At 47.4% G+C, this 22,773-nt stretch carries 19 protein-coding genes; 8 read left to right on the top strand and 11 right to left on the bottom strand.

Going from position 1 to position 22,773, the window contains the following annotated elements; genetic code table 11:
• Positions 1-3: 3 nt before the first annotated feature.
• The 4 genes from H3H32_RS10355 (at position 4) to H3H32_RS10340 (ending at position 3,266) form a co-directional block, all read left to right on the top strand.
• Positions 4-858, top strand: coding sequence for a carboxymuconolactone decarboxylase family protein (locus H3H32_RS10355; protein ID WP_220472628.1), 855 nt, complete (start codon positions 4-6; stop codon positions 856-858).
• 215 nt (positions 859-1,073) lie between these two features.
• The gene (locus tag H3H32_RS10350) at positions 1,074-2,117 is read left to right on the top strand and encodes an NAD(P)-dependent alcohol dehydrogenase (protein WP_182462594.1); all 1,044 of its coding nucleotides are present in this window, start codon (positions 1,074-1,076) and stop codon (positions 2,115-2,117) included.
• Positions 2,118-2,162: 45 nt separating this feature from the next.
• Complete coding sequence (locus H3H32_RS10345) at positions 2,163-2,558, top strand: cupin domain-containing protein (protein WP_182462593.1); 396 nt, start codon at positions 2,163-2,165, stop codon at positions 2,556-2,558.
• 117 nt (positions 2,559-2,675) lie between these two features.
• The gene (locus H3H32_RS10340; RefSeq protein WP_182464308.1) at positions 2,676-3,266 is read left to right on the top strand and encodes a DapH/DapD/GlmU-related protein; all 591 of its coding nucleotides are present in this window, start codon (positions 2,676-2,678) and stop codon (positions 3,264-3,266) included.
• A gap of 89 nt (positions 3,267-3,355) precedes the next feature.
• Here H3H32_RS10340 and H3H32_RS10335 read toward each other — a convergent pair whose 3' ends face one another.
• The 6 genes from H3H32_RS10335 to H3H32_RS10310 all read right to left on the bottom strand — a co-directional run bounded on the left by H3H32_RS10335 (position 3,356) and on the right by H3H32_RS10310 (position 12,073).
• Positions 3,356-4,567, bottom strand: a complete 1,212-nt coding sequence (locus H3H32_RS10335) for an MFS transporter (protein WP_182462592.1) — start codon at positions 4,565-4,567, stop codon at positions 3,356-3,358.
• A 26-nt stretch (positions 4,568-4,593) separates the two neighbouring features.
• Positions 4,594-5,253: a FadR/GntR family transcriptional regulator gene (locus tag H3H32_RS10330; protein WP_220472627.1), complete on the bottom strand. Its 660-nt coding sequence runs from the start codon at positions 5,251-5,253 to the stop codon at positions 4,594-4,596.
• 91 nt (positions 5,254-5,344) lie between these two features.
• Positions 5,345-6,115 (bottom strand): MBL fold metallo-hydrolase, encoded by a 771-nt coding sequence (locus tag H3H32_RS10325; RefSeq protein ID WP_182462591.1) that lies wholly within the window; start codon positions 6,113-6,115, stop codon positions 5,345-5,347.
• A 120-nt stretch (positions 6,116-6,235) separates the two neighbouring features.
• Positions 6,236-9,424: an efflux RND transporter permease subunit gene (locus tag H3H32_RS10320; protein ID WP_182462590.1), complete on the bottom strand. Its 3,189-nt coding sequence runs from the start codon at positions 9,422-9,424 to the stop codon at positions 6,236-6,238.
• Between the two features lie 68 nt (positions 9,425-9,492).
• A complete protein-coding gene (locus tag H3H32_RS10315) occupies positions 9,493-10,620 on the bottom strand; it encodes an efflux RND transporter periplasmic adaptor subunit (protein ID WP_182462589.1) in 1,128 nt (375 codons plus the stop codon).
• 112 nt (positions 10,621-10,732) lie between these two features.
• A complete protein-coding gene (locus tag H3H32_RS10310; protein ID WP_182462588.1) occupies positions 10,733-12,073 on the bottom strand; it encodes a TolC family protein in 1,341 nt (446 codons plus the stop codon).
• A 438-nt stretch (positions 12,074-12,511) separates the two neighbouring features.
• Between H3H32_RS10310 and H3H32_RS10305 the strand changes: the two genes are divergently transcribed.
• A complete protein-coding gene (locus H3H32_RS10305) occupies positions 12,512-14,254 on the top strand; it encodes a glutamine--tRNA ligase/YqeY domain fusion protein (RefSeq protein ID WP_182462587.1) in 1,743 nt (580 codons plus the stop codon).
• Between the two features lie 120 nt (positions 14,255-14,374).
• On the opposite strand, the gene H3H32_RS10300 is transcribed toward H3H32_RS10305, so the two are convergent.
• Positions 14,375-15,700, bottom strand: a complete 1,326-nt coding sequence (locus tag H3H32_RS10300) for an ABC1 kinase family protein (protein ID WP_182462586.1) — start codon at positions 15,698-15,700, stop codon at positions 14,375-14,377.
• Between the two features lie 88 nt (positions 15,701-15,788).
• Positions 15,789-16,466 (bottom strand): TetR/AcrR family transcriptional regulator, encoded by a 678-nt coding sequence (locus H3H32_RS10295; RefSeq protein ID WP_182462585.1) that lies wholly within the window; start codon positions 16,464-16,466, stop codon positions 15,789-15,791.
• A 116-nt stretch (positions 16,467-16,582) separates the two neighbouring features.
• On the opposite strand from H3H32_RS10295, the gene H3H32_RS10290 reads away from it, so the two are divergent.
• The 3 genes from H3H32_RS10290 (at position 16,583) to H3H32_RS10280 (ending at position 19,333) form a co-directional block, all read left to right on the top strand.
• Positions 16,583-17,134, top strand: a complete 552-nt coding sequence (locus H3H32_RS10290; RefSeq protein WP_182462584.1) for an ABC transporter permease — start codon at positions 16,583-16,585, stop codon at positions 17,132-17,134.
• Positions 17,135-17,207: 73 nt separating this feature from the next.
• Complete coding sequence (locus H3H32_RS10285) at positions 17,208-17,774, top strand: DUF4890 domain-containing protein (RefSeq protein ID WP_182462583.1); 567 nt, start codon at positions 17,208-17,210, stop codon at positions 17,772-17,774.
• 113 nt (positions 17,775-17,887) lie between these two features.
• A complete protein-coding gene (locus H3H32_RS10280; protein WP_182462582.1) occupies positions 17,888-19,333 on the top strand; it encodes a tetratricopeptide repeat protein in 1,446 nt (481 codons plus the stop codon).
• A 70-nt stretch (positions 19,334-19,403) separates the two neighbouring features.
• Here H3H32_RS10280 and H3H32_RS10275 read toward each other — a convergent pair whose 3' ends face one another.
• The 3 genes from H3H32_RS10275 to H3H32_RS10265 are packed head-to-tail and all read right to left on the bottom strand — an operon-like array spanning position 19,404 to position 22,651.
• Entirely contained in the window at positions 19,404-20,012 is a 609-nt protein-coding gene (locus H3H32_RS10275; protein WP_182462581.1) for a Uma2 family endonuclease, read from the bottom strand.
• Between the two features lie 36 nt (positions 20,013-20,048).
• Positions 20,049-22,202 carry a ComEC/Rec2 family competence protein gene (locus tag H3H32_RS10270; protein WP_182462580.1) on the bottom strand — a complete coding sequence of 718 codons (2,154 nt, stop codon included), beginning with the start codon at positions 22,200-22,202 and terminating at the stop codon, positions 20,049-20,051.
• Positions 22,199-22,651, bottom strand: a complete 453-nt coding sequence (locus H3H32_RS10265; protein ID WP_182462579.1) for a GNAT family N-acetyltransferase — start codon at positions 22,649-22,651, stop codon at positions 22,199-22,201. The genes H3H32_RS10270 and H3H32_RS10265 overlap by 4 nt, the downstream gene beginning before the upstream one ends.
• Positions 22,652-22,773 lie beyond the last annotated feature (122 nt).

Genomic DNA, 22,773 nt, shown 5'->3' with positions numbered 1-22,773 from the left:
ACGATGAAAATCAGCCTTTTAGTCTATACTCTTACATTCTTTTCGATAACCTCCACAGTACTCGGGCAAGTATCGCCCAAAGGAACCACCCCCAAATCAACGGATATGAACCGCATCGAACGTACCGAGAAAAAATACCAGGAATTATTCCATCAGCAGATCATGGCCAGCAAAACCGATCCTGAACTGCTGACCATTCTGCAGCGATTCATCTTCGGCGAGGTATTTTATATTGGTAATCTGAGCGATAAAACACGGGAGCTGATCACGATTACTGCTCTGGCTACCAATCAGACGATCCCGCAATTAACTCCACATACTAATGCTGCCCTGAATGTCGGAATAACGCCCATCGAAATTCGGGAAGTGATTTATCAACTTGCCCCATTTATTGGCTATCCAAAGGTGTTGAATGCGATGGAAGCCATTAACAAAGTCTTTGAAAGTCGGGGCATCAGCTTGCCGCTGGCCAATCAGGGAACAGTTCAGGAAGGCCAGCGTTTCGATAAAGGAAAAGAAAAGCAAGATCCTCTTTACGGTGACGGCATGAAACAAAACATGAAAACATTGCCGGGTGAATTCGCCGATGCAGTGCCCAGAATCCTGACAGAGTCCTGTTTTGGTGATTTCTATACGCGGGGCGGACTGGATCTGAAGACAAGAGAACTCATGATCCTCTGTGCTCTGGCTACCTTAGGTGGTACCGAACGGCAAATGGTATCCCATGCATCGGGTAATCTGAAAGCGGGCAACGACAAAGAAACGATGCTGTCGGCAATGGTGCAGCTCTATCCTTACATTGGCTTCCCGCGCATTTCAAACGCCATCAGCGTGATCAGGGAGGCTAAGCTGGAATAGCTCTAAAATCCCCTGTCTCAACGGTTGATTTTCTTAACTTTGCCACATGGATAATCCTTGTGTCTTCAAAAAAATGACAGAAGCGGCTCCCAGATCCTTACACGGGCAGGCTGTTTGAAATCCTTAACTTTTGGTTTGATAATCGTCACCCGCCCCTGAGCAGGCTACATTAGTTTTGCTTTGGTTTTATCGAGTACTCAACTTAATACACAGTTATGATTGCAGCAAAAGGCTATGCCGCTCAAACAAAAGAGACGGATCTGGCACCCTGGAATTTTCAACGTCGGACGGTAGGGCCGCACGATGTTCAATTTGATATTACGTATTGTGGTGTTTGCCATTCCGATCTTCATCAGATACGCGACGAGTGGGGCGGCAGTATTTTTCCAATGGTGCCCGGACACGAGATTGTCGGTCGTGTTGTGGCAGTTGGCAATCATGTGACAAAGTTTAAAGTAGGCGATCTGGCGGGCACTGGCTGTATGGTCGACTCCTGCCGGGTTTGTGACAACTGTCAGCACGGACTGGAACAATACTGCACCAACGGAAATACGCTCACCTACAACAGTCTGGAACAAGATCATAAAACCCCGACCTATGGTGGGTATTCAAATACCATTGTCGTTCACGAAGATTTCGTGCTGCACATCTCCGATAAGCTAAATCTGGCGGCTGCGGCTCCCCTACTTTGTGCGGGTATTACGACCTACTCTCCTCTGAAACACTGGAAAGTTGGAAAAGGACACAAATTGGCGGTATTAGGTTTGGGTGGACTGGGCCATATGGGCGTTAAGTTTGGCGTAGCGCTGGGAGCAGAGGTAACTGTTCTGAGCACCTCGCCCAAAAAAGAAGAAGATGCCCGGAAACTGGGCGCACACAAGTTTGTGGTGACTAGCGATCCAGAACAGCTTCAATCTGTAGCGGGTTATTTCGATTTTATTCTTGATACCGTTTCCGCCGAGCACGATTATAACCAATACCTGAATTTACTAAAAAGTGATGGCGTACACATATGCGTGGGTGCCCCTCCGTCTCCTTCAGCTATCATGTCCTTCAGCCTGATCATTGGCCGAAAAAGTTTAGCGGGCTCAAGCATTGGGGGCATCGCCGAAACGCAGGAAATGCTGGACTTTTGTGCCGAGCACAACATCGTTTCCGACATTGAAATGATTGACATCAAGGATATTCACACAGCCTATGAGCGAATGCTTAAAGGTGATGTGCGGTATCGGTTTGTGATCGATATGGCCACCTTATAAGCAAAAACCTGATTGTCTGGTATATTACCATGAATATAACGCAACATGGACAAGCAAGATCAAGATAAGGGTATACCTGAAGGTTATCAACTGGGTGCCGTACAGTATTTTTCGGGGAATGTATATGTGAAGCCGTTGGTTGTCGCAGACACTATAACCAATTGCAGTATTACCGACGTGTACTTCGAACCGGGGGTTATCAACAACTGGCATACTCACCCGAGTAATCAGATATTACTGGTAAAAGAAGGCGTATGCTACTATCAGGAGGAAGGCCAGCCGTTACAAAAATTCCAGGCAGGTGAAGTTATCAACGTTCTACCTGGCATTAAGCATTGGCATGGCGCATCGCCGGACGGCAGAATGATCCATACAGCGATCAACATCAACACTGAGAAGGGCGTAGTGACCTGGCTAGAACCGGTAGCAGACACGAAATAACCCTTGATTGATTTGCATTATTATAGACTCTTTGTTGAGCGTAGTGTGAACTACGATCAACTGGGACTAATAAAGGTTACTGATTCAATTCGATTTAGACAGCACTATCAAAATAAGATGAGTCAGGAAGTGAATAAACAGCCAGTAACTAGCCCAGATATTTTCGAGCGGCTAAGCGCTGGGGAGTTTTTACGAAAGGACGATCCTGAGTATGGGAAATTTGCTGAAGTGGTTTCACGCACCATCCGGCTATGCGTTCAGATGAATGCCACGGCTACCGATGTTGATCAGGTTCGGAATCAATTGAGTGATATTATCGGCAGCCCGATTGATCCGTCTTCAGCAATCTTCCCGCCCTTTTACACCAACTTTGGTCGGTCTATCCGTCTCGGTAAGAATGTATTTATCAATCATGCCTGCTCTTTTTTGGATATTGGCGGCATCACCATCGAAGACGATGTGCAGATCGGCCCCCGAGTCAATCTGACCTCGGAAAACCATCCATTAGATCCTCTTGATCGGCAAACACTGATCCCTAAGCCGGTTGTCATTAAACGCAATGCCTGGATTGGTGCAGGAGCAACGATACTTCCCGGTGTTACTGTTGGGGAAAACTCGGTTGTCGCGGCTGGTGCCGTAGTAAATCGAGATGTTCTGCCTAATAGCGTAGTGGCAGGTATCCCAGCGCAGGTGGTAAAAACCTTGTAGCGACCTATAAAGACACTACCTCCTTGACCATTCGGCTTAATGATCAAAGAGGTAGTTCTTTTATAGATAAGAAGTTCTTACATCAGAAATTATTCCTTTTCCAAATTGGGCAGAAAAGCGGTTAAAATACCCAATAAAGGCAAAAACGAACACACATAAAACACGTAGTTAATGCTTGTCTCATCGGCAAGTTTACCAAGCAAAGCCGACCCAAGACCGCCCATGCCAAAGGCAAAACCGAAGAATAAACCGGCTATCATCCCTACCTTGCCGGGCATCAACTCCTGAGCGTAGACAATAATGGCAGAAAAGGCTAATGAGATCAATAAGCCAATACATACGGAAAGTACACCTGTCCAAAACAGATTCCCGTAGGGTAGCAACAGTGTAAACGGAGCGGCTCCCAGAATAGAAATCCAGATAATATATTTTCGCCCGAATCGATCGCCCAGTGGGCCGCCCGCCAAGGTGCCTACGGCGATCGAAGCCAAGAAAATAAACAACTGAATCTGAGCACTTTCGACCGATAGTCCGAATTTATCCATTAAGTAAAACGTATAATAACTGGTCATGCCTGCCAGATAGAAGTACTTGGAAAAAATCAGTATCAGCAGAATTGCCATCGAAGCGATGATCCGGGCACGACTCAAGCCTACCCGATTCTCGGTAAGGGTTTTACTTACTTTGGGCAAAACAACCGTTTTATACCATTGCCCTATCTTCGTTAGCAAAACAATTCCGAATAAGGCGACCAGGCCAAACCACATCACACTTCGTTGACCAAATGGAACAACGAGCAAGGCAGCCAGCAACGGCCCTAAAGCACTCCCCGCATTACCACCCAGTTGAAAAATCGATTGAGCCAATCCCCGTTTTCCACCCGACGCTAAATAGGCAACCCGCGAAGAATCAGGATGAAAAATAGAAGACCCGATTCCGATCAGGCTGACAGAGGCCAAAATCCAGTAAAAACTCGAAGCGTAAGCAAGACTTACTAGCCCCAACAGCGAAATACTCATGCCGAAGGCCAACGAAAAAGGCTTAGGGTGCTTATCTGTATAAAAGCCAACAAACGGTTGAAGAATTGAAGCCGTTAACTGATACGCTAACGTCACCAGCCCAATTTGGGAGAAATCGAGGTGGAAGCTAACCTTAATCAGCGGATAAATGGCAGGGATGATCGCCTGGAGCATATCGTTCAACAAATGAGCTAGGCTAATTGAGTACAAGACTGAATAAGCGGTTTGCTGAATACGCTCTTCAGGTTGTTGGATAGGTGCCAGTTGTCCATCATTCATCATATCATCTGATGTTTAAACCTAAAAAATTAATGTTTCAAAATCTGGGTTGCATAGTTCAGCGCTTTTATCTCATCACGCTCTTTAATACTCTGAAGCAGTGCTTTATGCAGACCATTAGTCTGAACAAATGCCTTTGTATCCGGATAAATCTGCAGAAACCAACTTTTCAGGCGAGCCGAAAAAGCTTGATACATGTCGGTCAAAATTGCATTACCCGATGCTTCGGCAATACTCAGATGAAAGTTAATATCGGCCTGGATGCATTCTTCCAGAAATCCGTTTTGCGCTGCCTGAACACGTTGTGTAAGAAATTGTTCCATACGCTCAAGCTGTTGTTGCGTCCGATTGATGGCGGCTTTCTGCGCAATTTTCACTTCAATTAGTTGCCGCACCTCATCAATGTCGCTGGCCTCTGCTCGCTTTAAGCGCTGGTCCAATGTCTCATTACTAGATGAATACGCCTTAATGAATGTTCCAACACCTTGCTGAACGCGCAATAAGCCCGAATTCGCCAGCATGCGAACGGCTTCCCGAATGGTCGATCTACCGACACCATACTGTTTCATCAGTTCGGGTTCGGTAGGCAGTTTCTGTTCAGCCACGTAATGCCCTGATTGAATGTAGTTGCTGATTTGATTCGCAACTTCTTCGGCAAGTGATCGTTTTTGTATTGGACTATTCATCATATCATCTGATGACAAAGGTAGCCTGTTTTTCGAGCAGGTCAACTTTTTACCTAAATTTTAACGTTGCAAGCCGTCGTAATTTACTGATTGGCTAACCGGCTGTAATTGTAAATACCGGCGTTTCCTGAAAACGGGAAGCCACAATAAGCTTGGTGTTGCCCATATGAGGTGTAAACAAATCGCTGGCCACCTGCGGGCAATTATTGTCTTTTGAGAGGTGAGCCAATAGCACGTGGCTCATGTAGTCGGGCTTATGTGCTCTGAACAAATCCAACGCCTGCTGATTGGACAAGTGCCCCTTTCCACCCCGAATCCGTTGTTTGAGGAAATACGGATAACGACCATTTGCCAGCAAATCATCGTCGTAGTTGGCCTCTAGAAAGGCCGCATGACATTTCTGGAAATGATGAATCAGATGCTCACAGGGAGCGCCAATATCTGTGAAAACGCCCACATTCGTTTCTTTGTAAGAAACCAGAAAACTATGCGGATCACTGGCATCATGCAACTTAGGGAACGCCGTAATACAGAGATCACCAATCCAGACCGGCTCATACCCGCGCAAGGCCCGAAGTGGGAATGTTTGAATAGAAAAGCCCGAATTCTGTAACGTACCGGGTGTAATAAAGACCGGCAACTGATATTTTTTGGCCAGCTGAGGAATACCCCGGATATGGTCGGAGTGTTCGTGAGAAACAAAAATTGCCTTCACTTTATCCATCGATAAACCCAGACGCAGCATCCGCCGTTCGGTTTCTTTACAGGAAATTCCCGCATCAATCAGGACTGCTTCCTGCTCATTTCCAACGTAATAGCAATTTCCGTTACTGCCCGAATTTAAGGAGGTAATAAACAAACTCATGATAATCTAACAAGCTACGTATTGACAATGATTCTGTAGATTCGGCTGATTCTATGTGTATAGAATCAGCCGAATCTACAGAATCAAAAATTTACTCTGTCAGACGAAGATACGCCTTTATCAGGCATGTGCAGGCTGTTCACCCTCTTTCGGGTCATCTTTTTTTGCATTCGCCTTCAGGGCCGCCAGGCCTTTCTTGCCATAGGCCAGTCGGGTAATACCAACGTATAAAACCGGCACTACGAAAATAGCCAGTGACGTGGCAGCCAGCATACCACCTAACACGGTACGGCCAATGGTAGCTCTGGCAACGCCCCCTGCCCCACTCGCCAGGGCCAGTGGAAACACACCCAGGATGAATGCAAGGGATGTCATCAGAATTGGTCGCAGTCGCAACCGAACGGCTTCGATCGTCGATTCGAGCAAGTCTTCACCTTTATCGACCCTCTCTTTGGCAAATTCCACGATCAGGATAGCGTTTTTGGCCGCAAGCCCAATCAGAGTAATCAGACCAATCTGAGCGTATACGTTATTCGTTAGATAGGGAAACAGAATCAGTGCCGTGATCGCCCCTAAAGCCCCAATTGGCACGGATAGAAGTACAGAGAACGGCACCGACCAGCTTTCATACAAGGCTGCCAGGAACAGGAATACGAAACCAACCGACAGCATGAAGATGTAAATCGAACTGCTACCCGCATTGATCTCTTCCCGACTCAATCCCCCAAAGTCATAGGCATAACCAGCAGGGAGTACCTTAGCTGCCACTTCCCGAAGGGCGTCGTTGGCCTGACTACTGCTATACCCTGGTTTAGCAACGCCATTCAGTTCGACAGAACGGAACAGGTTAAAGTGGGAAATCAACGGTGCATTCTCGATCACACTGGTTTTAATAACCGTACTGATGGGTACCAATTGGCCCGCCCCATTGCGAACATAATATTGATTAAGTGCCTTTATATCATCCCGGTACATGGTATCGGCCTGCGCAACGACCCGGAATTTTCGACCGTAAATAATGAAATCGTTAACGTACTGACTTCCCAGAAGCGTCTGCATGGTCGTATAAACCGAACTAACTGAAATACCCAGTTTTTTACATTTATCCCGATCGACATCGACCCGATAAGCAGGTGATTTGGCCGTGAAATATGTAAAGGCGCGGCCAATTTCCGGGCGTTTGTTAGCCTCAGCCAGAAAATTCTGTACAACCCCATCAAATGCCTGGACGTCATCATTGGTTTCGCGCTGTTGAATCTCAAATGTAAATCCTGACGATTGCCCCAATCCCGGAATAGCGGGTGGCTGCAACACCTGAGGTCGGGCATCGTTCAAGCCCGATAATGCCTTTTGTAGCTTCACCACGAGTGAATCGGCCTGCATATTTCGCTCCTTCCGTTCATCCCAGGGTTTTAAGGACATAAAGACCGTCCCACTGTTTGATTTGGACGCAAACGTAACTGCGTTCAAACCACCCAGAGCGGCAAAGTGGGCAACATAGGGCTGCTCTTTCAGGATACTCATAATCTTGTTGAGCACCACCAAACTACGAGTCGTAGAAGCCGCTTCGGGAATTTCGTAGGTAACAATCAGTCGTCCTTCATCTTCAGTCGGAATGAAGCCGGTTGGTTTGGCGCGGAACAATAAGCCTGTGCCAATGTAGACCACAACCAGCCCCACAATGACTAGTGGTGTGGCCTTGATGAGCCGCTGCACACCATTGGAATAGGCATTCGTAACTCGCTCGAACCACTGATTAAACTTATAAAATAGCTTATTCAGACCCGTTGCTTTTTCATCAATATGCATCGGGCGTAACAGCAGCGTACACAATGCGGGGGTCAGCGATAAGGCGACAAAAGCCGAAATCAGTACCGACACCGCAATCGTGATCGCAAATTGCTGGTACAAACGACCGACGATACCTGGAATAAAGCCTACCGGCACAAACACAGCGGCCAGAATCAGGGCGATGGCAATAACCGGAGCCGAAATTTCGCGCATGGCTTCTCGGGTAGCCTCCTTGGGTGTCATGCCCTTGTCGAGGTTAACCTGCACGGCTTCCACCACCACAATGGCATCATCCACCACAATCCCAATCGCCAATACAAACGCAAAGAGTGTCAGTGTGTTAATGGTAAAGCCCAAAGGAACAAACAAGGCGAATGTACCCACAATGGACACCGGAATGGCCAGCAAGGTAATGAGGGTAGCCCGCCAGCTCTGGAGGAACAGGAACACAACAAGGATAACCAGAACCAATGCCTCCAAAAGCGTTTCGACCACTTCAGAAATAGATACCTGAATCACCGATACCGACTCAAAGGGAACGACATATTCAATATCTTTCGGGAAGGTTTTTTTCAGGTTATCCATGGCCGCATACACACCTTCGGCAGTGGCAAGTGCATTACTACCCGGAAGCTGATAGACAAGCAGGTACGAAGCCCGTTTGCCATCTACGAATGAATTGCTGGCATAGGAAAATTTCCCTAGCTGCACACGCGCTACATCTTCGAGGTACACAAGAGACCCTTTAGAGGGATCGCTACGAACAATGATTTTTTTAAAATCCTCCTCCTTACTCAGTCGGCTATTGGTAAAAACAGAATATTCAAAAGCCTGGGAAGCGGGCTGGGGCGAAGCACCTACCGAACCACCGGCCACCTGTAGGTTTTGTTCCTGTAAAGCAGCGACTACGTCATCGGGGGTCATTCCGAGTTGGGTCAACCGGTCGGGTTTGAGCCAGATACGCATGCTGAAATCATCGGCCCGGCTGAAAATATCACCTACACCTGGTACCCGTAATAAGGCATCCCGAATGTAAATGTTTGTGTAGTTATCCAGAAACGAGACATTGTGCGTACCATTTGGCGAATAAATAGCCACCAGCATAAACAACGATGGATTCCGTTTACGAACCACAACCCCCAGACGAGTAACTTCCTGTGGCAATTGCGGCTGAGCAATACCAACGCGGTTCTGCACATCGAGGGCTGCAATATTCACATCGGTACCAACCTTAAATGTCACGTTCATGGTCATCCGACCATCGTTCGTGGCATTGGTTTGTACGTAGTCCATACCCGGTGTACCATTCACTTGCGTTTCAATGGGCGTAGCCACGGTCTGTTCTACCGTCTGGGCATCAGCACCCGTATACGTACCCGTCACCTGCACAACCGGCGGTGTAATGTCGGGATACTGGCTAACGGGTAAACTCAATAAGGCCAGCACGCCCAACGCAACAATCACAACGGATGCGACGATGGCCGTAACGGGTCGATTTATAAATATTTCTGCGAACATAACTTAATGAGTGAATGAGTGAATGAGCGAATGGGTGATTAAGCGATCCTGGTGGAACACTCTTTCACTTATTCACTCTTTCGCTCATTTGTTGTTACCTGCACCTTTGCTCCATCACGAATTTTCTGCGTCCCCTCGGTTACAATAGTTTCGCCTTCGGTCAGGCCGTTTTTCACGATTACCTGACCGTTAATGCGAGCGCCCAGGGTTACTTTTTTCTGACTGACCTTACTGCTATCGCCCACTACAAACACAAAGTATTCACTCATCTGCTCGGTTACCGACTGGTACGGAATCAGCAATTGGGGTTCCCCACTGCTGTTTTTCACCCGAACGTTGGCATTCAGTCCCACCTTCAATTGTTTATTGGTGTTTGGAAAAGCAACCCGAACCCGCAACGTACCCGTTTGGGGATCAACCGCCCGGTCAATGATCTTCACAGTACCAGGATATGGGTATTTACTGCCATCGGGCAACACAAGTATCAGCGTTGAATCGCGGACGACATTGGGCTGGTTCTGTAATTTGAGAAACCGTGGAATCTGCGATTCATCAATCTGAACATCAGCCGCAATCGGATTGTCCGACGAGATGGTGTTGAGTGGTGTTGAGCCGGGTGCCACAGCAGCTCCTAGTCGTACCTGCGAGATACCGATTGTACCATCCATTGGAGCATAGATAGTTGTGTATTTCAGATTTGTCGCAACTTGCTGGATGGTGGCCTGAGAAGCTTCAACCTGCATTTTAGCTGCTTCCAGCGTAGCATTGGCATTATCGACCAGTTGCTTGGCTACCGCATCCTGCTGCGCCAGCGTATTATAACGGTCAGCATCTTTCTGGGCCCGGTTCAGGTTGGCTTTCTGCACATTCAGATTGGCCACAGCCTGATCGTAGGTTGCCCGATACTGCTGAGGGTCAATGGTGTAGAGTTTTTGCCCTTTACTAACGTGTTGACCATCCTGAAAAAAGATCCCCGTGATATTTCCGGCCACCTGCGGCTGAATATCCACCTGCAGAAGAGCCGTTACCGTTGCCGGAAATTGATCGTAGTAAACAGCACTGCCTTTAGAAACCTTCACAGCCGTTACTGCAGTAGGAGGTGGTGGGGCTTGCTGTTGGTTTTTATCTCCGCCACAGGCGGTAAGTAACAAGGCCAGGAAAGATCCCGAAATGGCCAGATTTATAGGATGCTTCATAATTCTGAGAGTACGCTTGTCATGTTTCCTTCGTCAGCATGACAAAAAATATTAGTTGCTTTTTCCGAAGATGCTTCGGCACCGGCCGCCCGGCTTCGTCAGCATGACAAAATCAAATCTGGATTACGCCGAGGGAGCGCTGAACGTCTAATTTGCTGACTAGCACTTGATATAATGCATTAAATACATTTAATCGGGCAGTGCGAAGATCGGCTTCCGCAATGGTCACATCCAGGTAGGTTTTGATGCCAGATCGATATTGCAGGTTAATAACTCGGTATACATCTTCGGCTAACTGCTGATTTTCGACCAGTGCCAGATAATTCGCCAAGTTCCCTTTATAGTTGGCCAAAGCCGTTGCATACTCCGCGTCGACAGCACTATTCAGGGCGGCTAAATCCCAGTTAAGTCGTTGAACCTGCAACTCCGCAATCTTTGTCTGATGGATACGCCGTCCTCCCTGAAAAATAGGCAGTGTTAGTGTTAACCCAACCAGTGAGTTCGGAAAGGAAAGACTGTAAAGCTGCCCGAATGAACTATTCTGATACAACAAGTTATAGTTGCCAAAGGCCGATACCGAGGGTAAATAGGCCCAGCGATTGTAACGAACATTGGCATCCAGCAATCGGCCCTGCGTTTGCAAGAGCTGATATTCAATTCGGTTTTGCGGGTTCACCAGTTGCAACGTATCCAGGGCAACCTCGCGAACTAATTGCAGGGTATCATACGACACGGCCAGTTGGCTGTTCGGTGGATAGCCCATGGTTTGTTTTAGCGTCTGGTATTTGGCCCCAATCAGATCTCGATACTGCTTCCGCTGGGCCAGCGAATTGTTGAGGGCAATCTTCGCTCGCTGGGGATCGGTTTTATCGACAATACCGCTTTGATACTGGTTCGTCGCGTCCTGCAAACTGCGCTGCAATCGGGCAATGTCCTGACTCAGAATATCAACCTGGCGTTGCGTTAGAATCAGGTCATAGAATGCTTTGCTAACATTGACCACCACATCAATCTTATTTCTGACGGTGGTTTGTGTAGCCTGCGTCCGATAAACATCAGCAGTCCGACTAGCTAATAAAACATCCCGATTAAAAATACTTTGCGTCACCGAAAGCGAAGCGGTCGAGGTGTTGGCCGCTCCCAGGCTTACCGGCTGTTTCTCGCCCGTAGTGGCGTTGGGAATGAGTGTGACAGGTAGTTTGAGGTAGTGAAGCAGGTTGTACGAAGCATTGATTTGCGGATACCAGGCGGCTAATGAACTTTGCACGGTACGTTCGGCAATATCCTGATCGATAATCGATTGGCGAACAACTGGCTGATGGCCTAAAGCGTACTGAATGCAATCGGCTAAATAGGCTTGCCTGGCTAAAGAATCCGTTGTTTTCTGAGCTACTACATCAATTGAAAAAAACCACCCAATCGTAAAAAGAAAGGCAATAAACGTTTTATTCATACAGAACACCCGTCGTTCGAATATAGTCAACAGCGTGTACTACTTACAACTCGTTCGAGCAACCATTTTGTTCGCGCATGGTCAATAAATTAGCGATTGGCACAGGCTACTTAAGTAATTTTGCGGCCCTACCTATCCGTAAAACAACTTTCTTTATTAGCCTGATAATGAAGCGATTTGACCGATGGCTAGTTTTTGAACGATGCCAATAAGCGCCATGTTAAAATATCTTTAATCTGTTCATTGAGGCCTCCAATAACACTAAAACGTCCAGCCAACGGTCCCCCGTTCAGCTGGATTTTTGCGAATGCGATAGGGCCTTTTCGGTACCTATACACCACAACCTAAAATCCGTTCGTTTTTGCTTTAGCACAGTTTGGGTTTGCCAAAGCGGGGCAAAGGCCGTAATTTTCGCACTATTTATCAGTACGCAACCACATGACTGAAGCAACTAAAGATTCCGGCGAAGGCGTTACCAACGAAAATAATTCTGCCAATGGCAGCGGTGTTGGCAATTCCCTCAACTTTATTGAACAAATCGTAGAAGAAGACCTGGCCGCTGGCAAGAACGGTGGGCGTATTCATACGCGCTTTCCACCCGAACCCAACGGCTATTTACATATTGGCCACGCCAAATCTATTTGTCTGAATTTTGGGCTGGCCGATAAATACGGCGGGCAGACAAACCTCCGTTTCGACGACACCAATCCTGTTACGGAAGATACCGAATACGTCGATTCGATCAAGAACGATGTTCGCTGGTTAGGCTTTAACTGGGAGAACGAATTCTATGCATCCGACTACTTCGATACGATTTATTCCTTCGCCGAAACTCTGATTCAGAAAGGATTAGCGTACGTAGATGATTCGACATCGGAGGAAATTGCCGCTCAGAAAGGTACACCTACCGAACCGGGTCGCCTGAGTCAGTATCGTGACCGGAGCGTTGATGAAAATCTCGATCTGTTCCGTCGGATGAAAGCGGGTGAGTATCCCGATGGCGCCAAAGTTCTCCGGGCGAAAGTTGATATGGCCTCGCCAAATATGCAGTTGCGTGATCCGATCATTTACCGCATCAAGCACGCGCATCACCACCGTACGGGCGACGCCTGGTGTATTTACCCTATGTACGATTTCGCACACGGGCAATCCGACTCGATTGAGCACATTACGCACTCGCTTTGTACGCTGGAGTTTGAGGTACACCGCCCTTTGTACGATTGGTTTATTGATAAACTCAATATTTTCCCTTCTCGCCAGATCGAGTTTGCACGACTCAATTTAACCTACACGGTTATGAGCAAACGTAAACTGAAACAACTGGTAGAAGATGGTCATGTAAGTGGTTGGGACGATCCCCGGATGCCAACTATTGCAGGTATTCGTCGTCGTGGCTATACGCCTGCCAGCATCCGCGAGTTTGCCGACCGTATCGGGATTGCCAAGCGGGATAACCTGATCGATGTAGGTCTGCTAGAATTTTGTATCCGTGAAGAACTGAACAAAACGACTCACCGGGTAATGGCCGTTCTCGACGAAAAGCCGTTGAAACTCGTCATTACGAACTATGAACTGGGTCGTGAAGAGATCATGCGGATAGAGAATAACCCAGAAGATGCAACCGCTGGTGAGCGCAACGTACCGTTCAGTCGGGAGGTGTATATCGAGCGGGATGATTTCATGGAGAATCCACCGAAGAAGTTCTTCCGATTGTTTCCGGGGGGTATGGTTCGTTTGAAAGGGGCCTATATCATCAAATGCGACGAAGTGGTAAAGGACAATGCGGGTGAAATCATTGAACTGCGTTGCACATACATCCCCGAAAGCCGCAGTGGCTCCGACACGTCAGGCATCAACGTAAAAGGCACGATTCACTGGGTATCGGTTCCGCACGCAGTCGAAGCCGAAGTTCGTCTGTATGACCGTCTATTCTCGGTAGAAAATCCTGCCGCCGACGAACGTGAATTCCGGGAGTTACTGAACCCAAATTCGCTGGAAGTTGTGCGTGCTTTTGTTGAACCGGCTTTGGTTGAAGCGGCTCGTTCTGGCGCACAAAGTAACTTCCAGTTCATGCGTAAAGGCTACTTCATCCTCGACCAGGACTCCACCACCGACCGGCCCGTATTCAACCGGACCGTTACGCTAAAAGATGGCTGGGCGAAGGAGCAGAAGAAGGGGTAAGAACGACGTTGATATATCAGAATGAATAAAAAAGGTCATCCTGTGTGTAGGATGACCTTTTTTATTCATTCTGATTACAAACCTATAAGGTTTCCAAAACCTTATAGGTTTAAATGTCACCTAAACCAGCTCCTTTTTCGAGCGCAGCCATTCGGGCTTGGTGGTTGTTACGCGGGCTTTGAGTTCGTTCAACATGGCGTATAAGCCGTAATACGTGCGGTTTACGTACAATCCATCCTGCGATCCCCGCGCCACTTTCGAGTTTTTCAGTTCCTGTATGTTCGCCAATCCTTCGGCAAAGGCGTACACTTTCGTGAAATAGGCATCGTCGCCAAAATCGAACGAATCGACGGCAAAAGGCTCAGCCAACATAAGCGTCATTTCTTTGAATAAATCCGAGAAAAAGACACGCTCCTTTGGTGAATCGGCTGGGGTTAAAAACTCCAGATTCTCAAAAATTTCCTCGGTCAGTTCCGCATTCTCAAGCGTGTCGGGGTTGACCAATCGGAAGTAATTATCGTAATAGAAATCAGGAATTACTTTCACACAGCCGAAGTCAATCACGCCCATAGTGCCATCGGCCCGCATCAGGAAATTACCGGGATGTGGATCGGCATGGACCTGTCGGAGCGTGTGAATCTGAAAATCATAGAAATCCCACAACGCTTGCCCAATCCGGTTACGGATTTCCTGATCTGGATTGGTCTTCAAAAATTCTTTCAAATGCAATCCATCCAGCCAATCCATCGTCAGGATGCGCTTCGACGATAGTTCTGGATAGTATTTTGGGAACACCAGATCGGGAATGTTCGCACAGGCTTCCGAAATCTCAATGGACCGGCGAAGTTCAAGCTCATAATCCGTTTCTTCCAGCAACTTCGACTCCACCTCGCCCATGTAGCGATCAATGTCGCGTTCGTTCAGATTTAACAATCGAACAGCCAATGGCTTCGCAATCTTCAGGTCGGAACTCACGGCATCGGCAACGCCCGGATACTGCACCTTCACGGCCAGTTTCTTTCCGTCTTTCCAGGCTTGATGAACCTGCCCAATACTCGCGGCATTGACAGCCTGACTATCAAACCTATCGAACAGTTGCGTCGGAGTTTTGCCAAAATACGTCTTAAACGTTTTCACAACCAACGGGCCCGACAACGGAGGAGCTGAGTATTGGGCCATTGTGAACTTGTCGGAATAGGCAACTGGCAACAGCCCCCGGTCCATACTTAACATCTGAGCCATTTTCAGGGCAGACCCTTTCAATTCACTCAGGGCGTCATAAATATCAGCGGCATTATCATTATGGAGTTCCTCCTTCGATAAATCGGGGTCGAGCAGCTTTTTGCTGTAATGCTTAATATAGTTCCCACCTACTTTTACTCCGGCTTTCACAAACTGGCTGGCACGGGCAACTTTAGTCGTCGGAACTGAGGTTTGGCTTTTCATACGCTGGAAAGAGCGAAAGAATGAATGAGCGAAAGAGTGATTTGCTTACATAGGCCTTTTGCACTCTTTCGCTCATTCATTCTTTCACTCATTTATTTTGGTACACAAACTTGGCGAAATCGAAGAGCGTATCCAGCGGAGAACGGCCAATGAGGTCGAAGGCTGTATTTACTGACTTTTCGATAGCCGAATCGGTTTTTTCGAAATTTTTGCTCACATCACGCACCCAGAAATCGAGCAGAAAAAGCGTTTGCCCCCAGAGTGCATTCGGGTAACGGTCGGTTACAAACGGGCGTGGCTCTACTTCTTTACTTTCCCGACCTTCGGCCAGCAGATCGCGGGCATAATCAAAGAAAGCGTCTTTAAACGGATTCAACACCGGCGATTTTTGACCAGACATCCAGCCGCTCTGCCCTATGTTTCGCACACCAGGCTGTCGGCTTTCTGCGCGTAAGCGCCCATAGCTATAGACCACAAAACTGCGTTGGGCTTTCAGTAGCTCAATCCAGGTGTAATAGAATGCCAGAAGCTTTTCGCGGACTGAATACCCCTGATACGTTTCGTCGGCTTCGACAGTTGACTGGGCTTCGGTAAAAAACGTGAGCCAGATATCGGCTTCGATCGCATCAAAGGAAGCATAATTGGTATAGAAGTCAGCTTCCGCAATTTTCAATTTCTTGGCAAACTGAAAAACTGAGGTCGGTTGCTTTCCATTCTCAAGTACATATTCCGTGTACGCCTTGCGGATTTTTTCGAGCGTTTCCATATAAAAGGTCAACGGTCTGTACGACGGAAAAGTTTGGTATCGTTCTTACAATATCTTATCCATTGCATCTGTTTTTCTTGTAAATTTCGGATACTATTTATCCTCTTGATATTCGCATGAATAACTGCTCTGTTTGCCTGCTTATTCTATTGGGCGTTGCGCTGGTCTTTCCCACCTTTGCCCAACAATCGTACGAAATCAAAATAAACCAACCGGCCCAAATCAACGGTATCGAGTACGGCTACACGATTCGAACGGAATGTAAACGAGAAATCAATAATCTGGGTACCTTCAAACGCTATGAGCTGACGGTCTATGCCACCAATAAAAGTGGTAATACGAAAGTATTCAGCCCTCGCCAAACGTCCTTCGGTGTTCGGGATCAGGATCTGTTAGCCCGTTTCGACTGTATCAACGCTACGGGAGCCAAATTAACGTCTAAAACGATTAGCCTCCGCGCTCGTCCCGTTTCAACATCCTATACCGCTTCAGCCAGCACAACCGAGTCGCCAGAAAATCCGGAGGATATGAGCCTGCGTGTTCAGACAGGACATACGTTCGAAAATGGCGAAACATTGACAAACAACATCGTTGTACTTGTACCCGATGGCGAGGAGCCTCACTTACGGGTTCGTATAAAGCCCCTCGAAAAGGCACCAATTCGATAACAGCCAGGGTTTTGCTTTTTTTTATCGAACTTTGCCCCAAAATCATCCTATTCGTAACTAGCTAATCAACATCATGACTTCGTCGTTACCCCGTTTATTCCTTTCTTGCCTTGTATGCCTAAGCCTTAGCTTGTTCCTGACAGCCCATAGCTTTGGCCAGTATGGTGGCTATGGTGGCGGATATGGAGGGGGTGGGTATGGCGGAGGCCGCATGGGCGGAATGAGTGGCATGAATCAGATGCCCAGCACACCCCGATCGTCGGTACCGAACATTGCGGGCGATATGGCCATGAAGGAAACGAAATGGCTTAAAGAGAATTTGTCACTGACGAAAGATCAGTTAAAAGAAGTCAAACGTCTTAACAACGAATACGCCAGCCAACAGCAGGATGCCATTAAAGACATCGTAGGTGCGAATGGAGGTGCTGGTGGTCGTCCTTCTCCTGAGACGATTAAGCAGATTCGGGAAATGATGATGATGTTCAATGAAGAGAAAGAGGAAAAGCTGAAACCTATTCTCACTCCCGAACAGTGGACGCTGTATCAATCCAAAAAAGCAGATATGCAAAAGGAAATCGGTGGCTTCCGCCCACCTGCTCCTAAAGCTGACTCGCTGAGCAAAGTGGGTAATCAACCCTAACTCCGGTTCATTTTCCCGTTTAATCGACTTTTGGCGCATAACGCTGGCCAAATAAGTCTACTTGTGGATTTACTACGTAAGTGTGGCGATAACCCGTTTGACTCGTCCCGCTTATGAAATCCTTACTCACATTACTTTTCGTACTGAATTGCTGGGGGCTGACAGGCTTCGCTCAGAAAGCCACCAGTCTTCATCAGGCCATCCGCTACATTAAGCTGGCCAACACCCTCCGGGAAGTTGACAAGTCGGATGCGGCTATCAATCTGCTGCAACGGGCTTTGCCCGCTACCAAAACTACCAGTTTATATTGGGAAGCTGTCACTAATGAACTATTGGGACTTTCGTACAGCGATCTACACGATACCACTACGGCTGTCCGATATCTCCAGCGAGCGGGCGCTCAGTACCTCAAACTGAACTATGTGGCCAGCGCATGGGGAGTCAATGAGATCGTACGGGGTTTATCGAATAAAAATCTGTATGCAGGCATCCAAATTGGTTTATCGAGCATCAAGCTGGCGATTCTCAAAACGAAATACGAAACGGATTTTTACGAGAAAGACATTAAGTCGATTGCTGAAATTGCGAATCCTTCAACGACTCTTTTCGCCGATGCATCGAAAGGCTTTCGGGCCGAACAGGATGCGTTACGAACCTGTATTGATTCTATTCAGCGCTACAATATTCCAAACGAGCGCGTTTTCATCGTTCTCAGTAATGACGTTCGGGAAGAGCTGGCCCGTAACCCCGACAGTCGACGAAAAGTATACGATCAACTGTTGCGTGCCCTCCCAAACAGTACGCTAAAAATAGACACAACGCTTACGGCAGATCGGGAAGCGGAATTATTTACGACTGGGGCTATTCCCCGTAAAGTGTGGCCTACCACCTCGGCGCTGGACTTAGGAAAAAATAGTACCATCGGCGGCTATTTCGATGTAGGCACAGGACTGGGTTCTAAAACATTTCATAGCCTGAATCTCTCTTTGGGAACAAGTTCGTTCGTGGATAAGATCGAAGCGAAGCGCTCGTTATCTATGGATGCTTATAAACGCGAGGCACAACGGGTCATCAAAACCATTGCCGACTCGGTCTTTACCAGTGGTTTTATGGCAGGCAATCGAGGGCTACAACAGCGCAATACAGTTGGCATTGGTGGCGATATTGTTTGGGCCTTAGTCACCTATCTGCACCCCGAACGAGCCGGGCTTGTGGCGGTTCCAGTTACCATGGATGATGTGAATCAATTTAAACGACTTGCGTTAACAGATTATCGGGAGCTTACAAAGCCCAATCTGAATGCCATCCTGGCCCCAGCAATTCGCGATAAAGCGGAGAAAGATATCATGACACTCCAAAGTCAACTCACTGAAAAACAACTCATTGCTGGTGCCCTTTGGTTAGAGTCCCTGATGAAAGCTTATTCAACAGCCTCCTCACCCAAGCGGTTCGTTTTCGTCCGCAATGCCGATGTTGGCTGGGTGACGGGTAAGTTTCTGGAAACTATTAATTACGAATACGAGTCTACCATAGCCAAAGGAGCTTTGTATACGAGGTAATTGCTATAGCTTGCCGAAAGCGCAAACTCTTTTCGGGAAGCTATAGCAATTGGTATCGCGTTCAAAAAAGTTACCGAAGCAGTAATCGTAAATTAAATTCAAACCCTGGCAGAATAGCCTCTCCAGTGAGGGGGTTCTCAAAATCAGTATGTCGGCTAATCGTACCATCAGCCCGATAAATCATGACTTCCTCATTTTTAGGATCAATAAGCCATCCTAGCAACACACCATTCGCAATGTATTCCTGCATCTTCTTTTTTGCATTCGTAATTGAATCTGTCGCTGACATTAATTCAACTACAAACTCAGGGGCAATTGGTGGAAACTTTTCCTGTTGACTGGCCGTCAGCGAATCCCATCGTGTATCACTTATCCAGGCAGCATCGGGAGAACGTGTCGCTCCATTTGGAAACTTAAACGCTGTCGACGAATCGAATACAAGTCCGCCAAATGATTCTGACCAGAAATCCAGTCTAGATGTCAGTTTTGTGTTTCTATTCCCAGTTTTTCCGCCTGTGTTTGGCATCGCAATAATAGTTCCGTCAGGTTCGCGCTCAAATTTCAGATGTTCGTTTTGACGACAAAAATCGTAGAACGCATCATCGTCCATCTGATAATTAGCAAATTCGACAGTTGTAGGACGCTGCTCTTCCGGTAAGTTTGCAATATTGATTGTCATTGCCGTAGTATCTTAACGTCGTAAAGTTAACCAAAATCAGTCCAAATCAGCGACATAAGCCCCCATTTGGCGAACGGAATAACAGGCAATTCCTTGTTGTTTCGCTTCAGCTAATAACCTGTCTGTGAGTGGTGTTTTGTTCGAGTCATCAAAAATAATATGTCGAGCAACTACCCGCCCGCTGAGCTGCCCCCACTCCTGCAACGCATTTCGACGAATGATGAGGTAATCCACCACCGCAGGTAGTCGCCAATTACTCGAACTGGAAAATTTATTAACCAATAACAGCGATTTCCCCTTTGACACCCACAACGCATAATCCTGATTTCGATAGGAAGTTGGAATGCCCGTTAGTGATGTGGCTGATTGATCAGTTGGTTTCGCCTTGATAATCGTCATATCCGAAACACCCCACTGCCCAAACGTATTTTTGAGATAGAAATCGAACGAGCGGGTATCGTTCGTATCTAAATCAGTTAGGAGTGTGCTATGGTGCCCGTAGGTAAGGCTAATTGCCGTCCGATGTGGCAGGAAATGGACAGCTATTTGTTGTTGGTGAGCCTGGCGATATTCTTCCCAACAGGTAAAAACCGCCAAGAGAACAGCCGCCATTGTGGTCATCCATATGTACGAACGGTTACGAGTTAGCACTAAGGCGATTCCTCCAAAAATCACAGCGTATACAAGCAGCATCGGAAAGGTAGATAACCATAATCCATCCCAGGCAGCTCCTGGTAGCTGGCCCGTTTGTGTAACAGCGTAATTGAGAAACCAAGCTGCTTTCTGCAACAGCCATCCCAACCCATCATTCACAAACGGCACCCAACTCAACGCCAGAGTCGCCATCGCCAAGGGCAATAATATTTCCGACATTACAATGACGATTGGGTTTGCCAGCAGGAAATAAGTGGGAAACTGATGAAAGTAATAGACCCCAAGCGGAAATGTGATCAACTGGGCAACTAAAGCTACTGCCGTTAATTTCCAAAGTTTATCAGCCCATTTACTTCGAAAGGTGATCGACTGATATAACGGTGATTGCCAGGCGCTAATGCCTGCTACAGCCAGATATGACAGCTGAAACCCAGCCGAAAACAAGGCGTATGGATCTAAACAGAGAATAAAAAATGCCGACGCGCCTAACGTATTGGGCATCTGTTGTTGACGTCCAAAGGTATTCGCCAGAATAACCATGGTAAACATAGCGGCTGACCGAAGCACGGGTGGCGAAAACCCAGTAATGAGCGCATAGAACCACAAAATGGTCAGCTGTAGGGCGGCCATCAGGAGTTTACCACGCGGCCGTTTAGCCAGAAAGCCAAGTAGGATTGTGAGGACCTGAAACAGTATGCCCACATGCAACCCAGATACGGATAAAATATGGACGGCCCCTGCTGCCGAATAGGCTCGATACAGTTCGGTATCCAGATCATCCCGAACGCCCAGAATCATAGCGTTCACAATACCGTATTCGGCCCGATCGCCAATCTGACGGGTAAATACACTATCTGCCCAACGATTGACAACGGTGGCAATCTGCGTAATTCGGCTGGAGGGATCGAGCCCTAGAATTTGCCGCTGAAACGGGCGCAGGTATTGCTGGTGATAAATGTTCCGATAGCTGAGATACCGTTTGTAATTAAATTCGCCAGGGTTCAGCGGAGGGTCAATTGAGCGGGGCGCGCCCGATACCAGCCAAATCTCTCCATACTGCGGTCGTTGCTGCCCCACTTTATCCAGATAAACAATAACTCGACCACTGAGCGGTTTCCAGGCACCGGTCTCTGGTTGTAGCTTGTTTTGCCGATCGCTCGTTTGAAACGTAGCCCGACGGATTTCCAACTCAACCCGATAGGTTTTGGCACGTTCTTCAGGTTGCGCTGCAACGACTCCCTCATAAGCTCGTAAGGTATCCGCGACGTGACTAATGTTATCTGGTCGATTGCTGGCTGTGCGTTGATAGGTAATGGCCCAGCCTAAAGCAACAAAGACCAGTAAGCCTCCAACGCCTTGACTGACTTGGACTGGTTTAGTTGCTTTTCCCGAAGTTTGTACAAATCCCCAAATCAGCATAGTAAGCCCGAGGACCAGTCCACCTAATGGCAAAACAGGTAACTCGGGCAGAAATGTGTAGAGAATGATACCAGTAATTAGAGCGACTACGTAACGTACAAACGGCTGACCTTTCATTCTTTCGAGTAAGCAGCGCCGGGTAATACCATTTTATAGTGCTGGATACCCGCTTCCTCAAACATGGGGCCAACCGCTACAAACCCAAAGCTTGCATACAGGGGCATGGCCGTTATCTGTGCGTGAAGATAAATACGCTCAATGGGTTCTGGCTGCTGATTAAATACATCGTTCAAAACAGCCTGAACAAGAGCCTTACCAACTCCTTTCCCACGAAAGGCAGGCAAAACGGCAAACCGCTCTAGCTTAATACCATTCGACGTTCGTCGCCAGCGGGACGTACCGCAGGGAGTACCGTCTGAATAAGCCAGGAAATGAGTGCTCACTTCTTCAAATTCATCATACTCCTCCTCTGCCGACACATGCTGCTCCTCCACAAATACCGTTCGACGAATAGCAAAAGCTATGTCAAGATCAGCCGGAGTTGAAATAGGTAAAACGTTAATCATAAAGTTTATAGCGAGAAATGGTCGTATACTACAGGTTTTATGACTGGTTAATACGCGATTCGTATCTACATCAGTCAATTTTAAATCCTACAGACACGCTCTAAACAGAATATCTTAAACCA

The sequence above is a fragment of the Spirosoma foliorum genome, from assembly GCF_014117325.1.
Classification (GTDB): Bacteria; Bacteroidota; Bacteroidia; order Cytophagales; family Spirosomataceae; genus Spirosoma; species Spirosoma foliorum.
The sequence above is the reverse complement of the archived record's forward strand: the minus strand, read 5'-3'. Positions and strand labels throughout refer to the sequence as shown.

What these genes read in the sequence shown, in the direction of transcription:
- H3H32_RS10270 (WP_182462580.1), bottom strand. Translation starts at nt 22,202, where the DNA reads ATGAAAGGTCAGCCGTTTGTACGTTACGTAGTCGCTCTAATTACTGGT.
- H3H32_RS10345 (WP_182462593.1), top strand. Translation starts at nt 2,163, where the DNA reads ATGGACAAGCAAGATCAAGATAAGGGTATACCTGAAGGTTATCAACTG.
- H3H32_RS10300 (WP_182462586.1), bottom strand. Translation starts at nt 15,700, where the DNA reads ATGAAAAGCCAAACCTCAGTTCCGACGACTAAAGTTGCCCGTGCCAGC.
- H3H32_RS10325 (WP_182462591.1), bottom strand. Translation starts at nt 6,115, where the DNA reads ATGAGTTTGTTTATTACCTCCTTAAATTCGGGCAGTAACGGAAATTGC.
- H3H32_RS10320 (WP_182462590.1), bottom strand. Translation starts at nt 9,424, where the DNA reads ATGTTCGCAGAAATATTTATAAATCGACCCGTTACGGCCATCGTCGCA.
- H3H32_RS10280 (WP_182462582.1), top strand. Translation starts at nt 17,888, where the DNA reads ATGAAATCCTTACTCACATTACTTTTCGTACTGAATTGCTGGGGGCTG.
- H3H32_RS10315 (WP_182462589.1), bottom strand. Translation starts at nt 10,620, where the DNA reads ATGAAGCATCCTATAAATCTGGCCATTTCGGGATCTTTCCTGGCCTTG.
- H3H32_RS10285 (WP_182462583.1), top strand. Translation starts at nt 17,208, where the DNA reads ATGACTTCGTCGTTACCCCGTTTATTCCTTTCTTGCCTTGTATGCCTA.
- H3H32_RS10290 (WP_182462584.1), top strand. Translation starts at nt 16,583, where the DNA reads ATGAATAACTGCTCTGTTTGCCTGCTTATTCTATTGGGCGTTGCGCTG.
- H3H32_RS10340 (WP_182464308.1), top strand. Translation starts at nt 2,676, where the DNA reads ATGAGTCAGGAAGTGAATAAACAGCCAGTAACTAGCCCAGATATTTTC.
- H3H32_RS10335 (WP_182462592.1), bottom strand. Translation starts at nt 4,567, where the DNA reads ATGATGAATGATGGACAACTGGCACCTATCCAACAACCTGAAGAGCGT.
- H3H32_RS10275 (WP_182462581.1), bottom strand. Translation starts at nt 20,012, where the DNA reads ATGACAATCAATATTGCAAACTTACCGGAAGAGCAGCGTCCTACAACT.
- H3H32_RS10310 (WP_182462588.1), bottom strand. Translation starts at nt 12,073, where the DNA reads ATGAATAAAACGTTTATTGCCTTTCTTTTTACGATTGGGTGGTTTTTT.
- H3H32_RS10355 (WP_220472628.1), top strand. Translation starts at nt 4, where the DNA reads ATGAAAATCAGCCTTTTAGTCTATACTCTTACATTCTTTTCGATAACC.
- H3H32_RS10305 (WP_182462587.1), top strand. Translation starts at nt 12,512, where the DNA reads ATGACTGAAGCAACTAAAGATTCCGGCGAAGGCGTTACCAACGAAAAT.
- H3H32_RS10265 (WP_182462579.1), bottom strand. Translation starts at nt 22,651, where the DNA reads ATGATTAACGTTTTACCTATTTCAACTCCGGCTGATCTTGACATAGCT.
- H3H32_RS10350 (WP_182462594.1), top strand. Translation starts at nt 1,074, where the DNA reads ATGATTGCAGCAAAAGGCTATGCCGCTCAAACAAAAGAGACGGATCTG.
- H3H32_RS10295 (WP_182462585.1), bottom strand. Translation starts at nt 16,466, where the DNA reads ATGGAAACGCTCGAAAAAATCCGCAAGGCGTACACGGAATATGTACTT.
- H3H32_RS10330 (WP_220472627.1), bottom strand. Translation starts at nt 5,253, where the DNA reads ATGATGAATAGTCCAATACAAAAACGATCACTTGCCGAAGAAGTTGCG.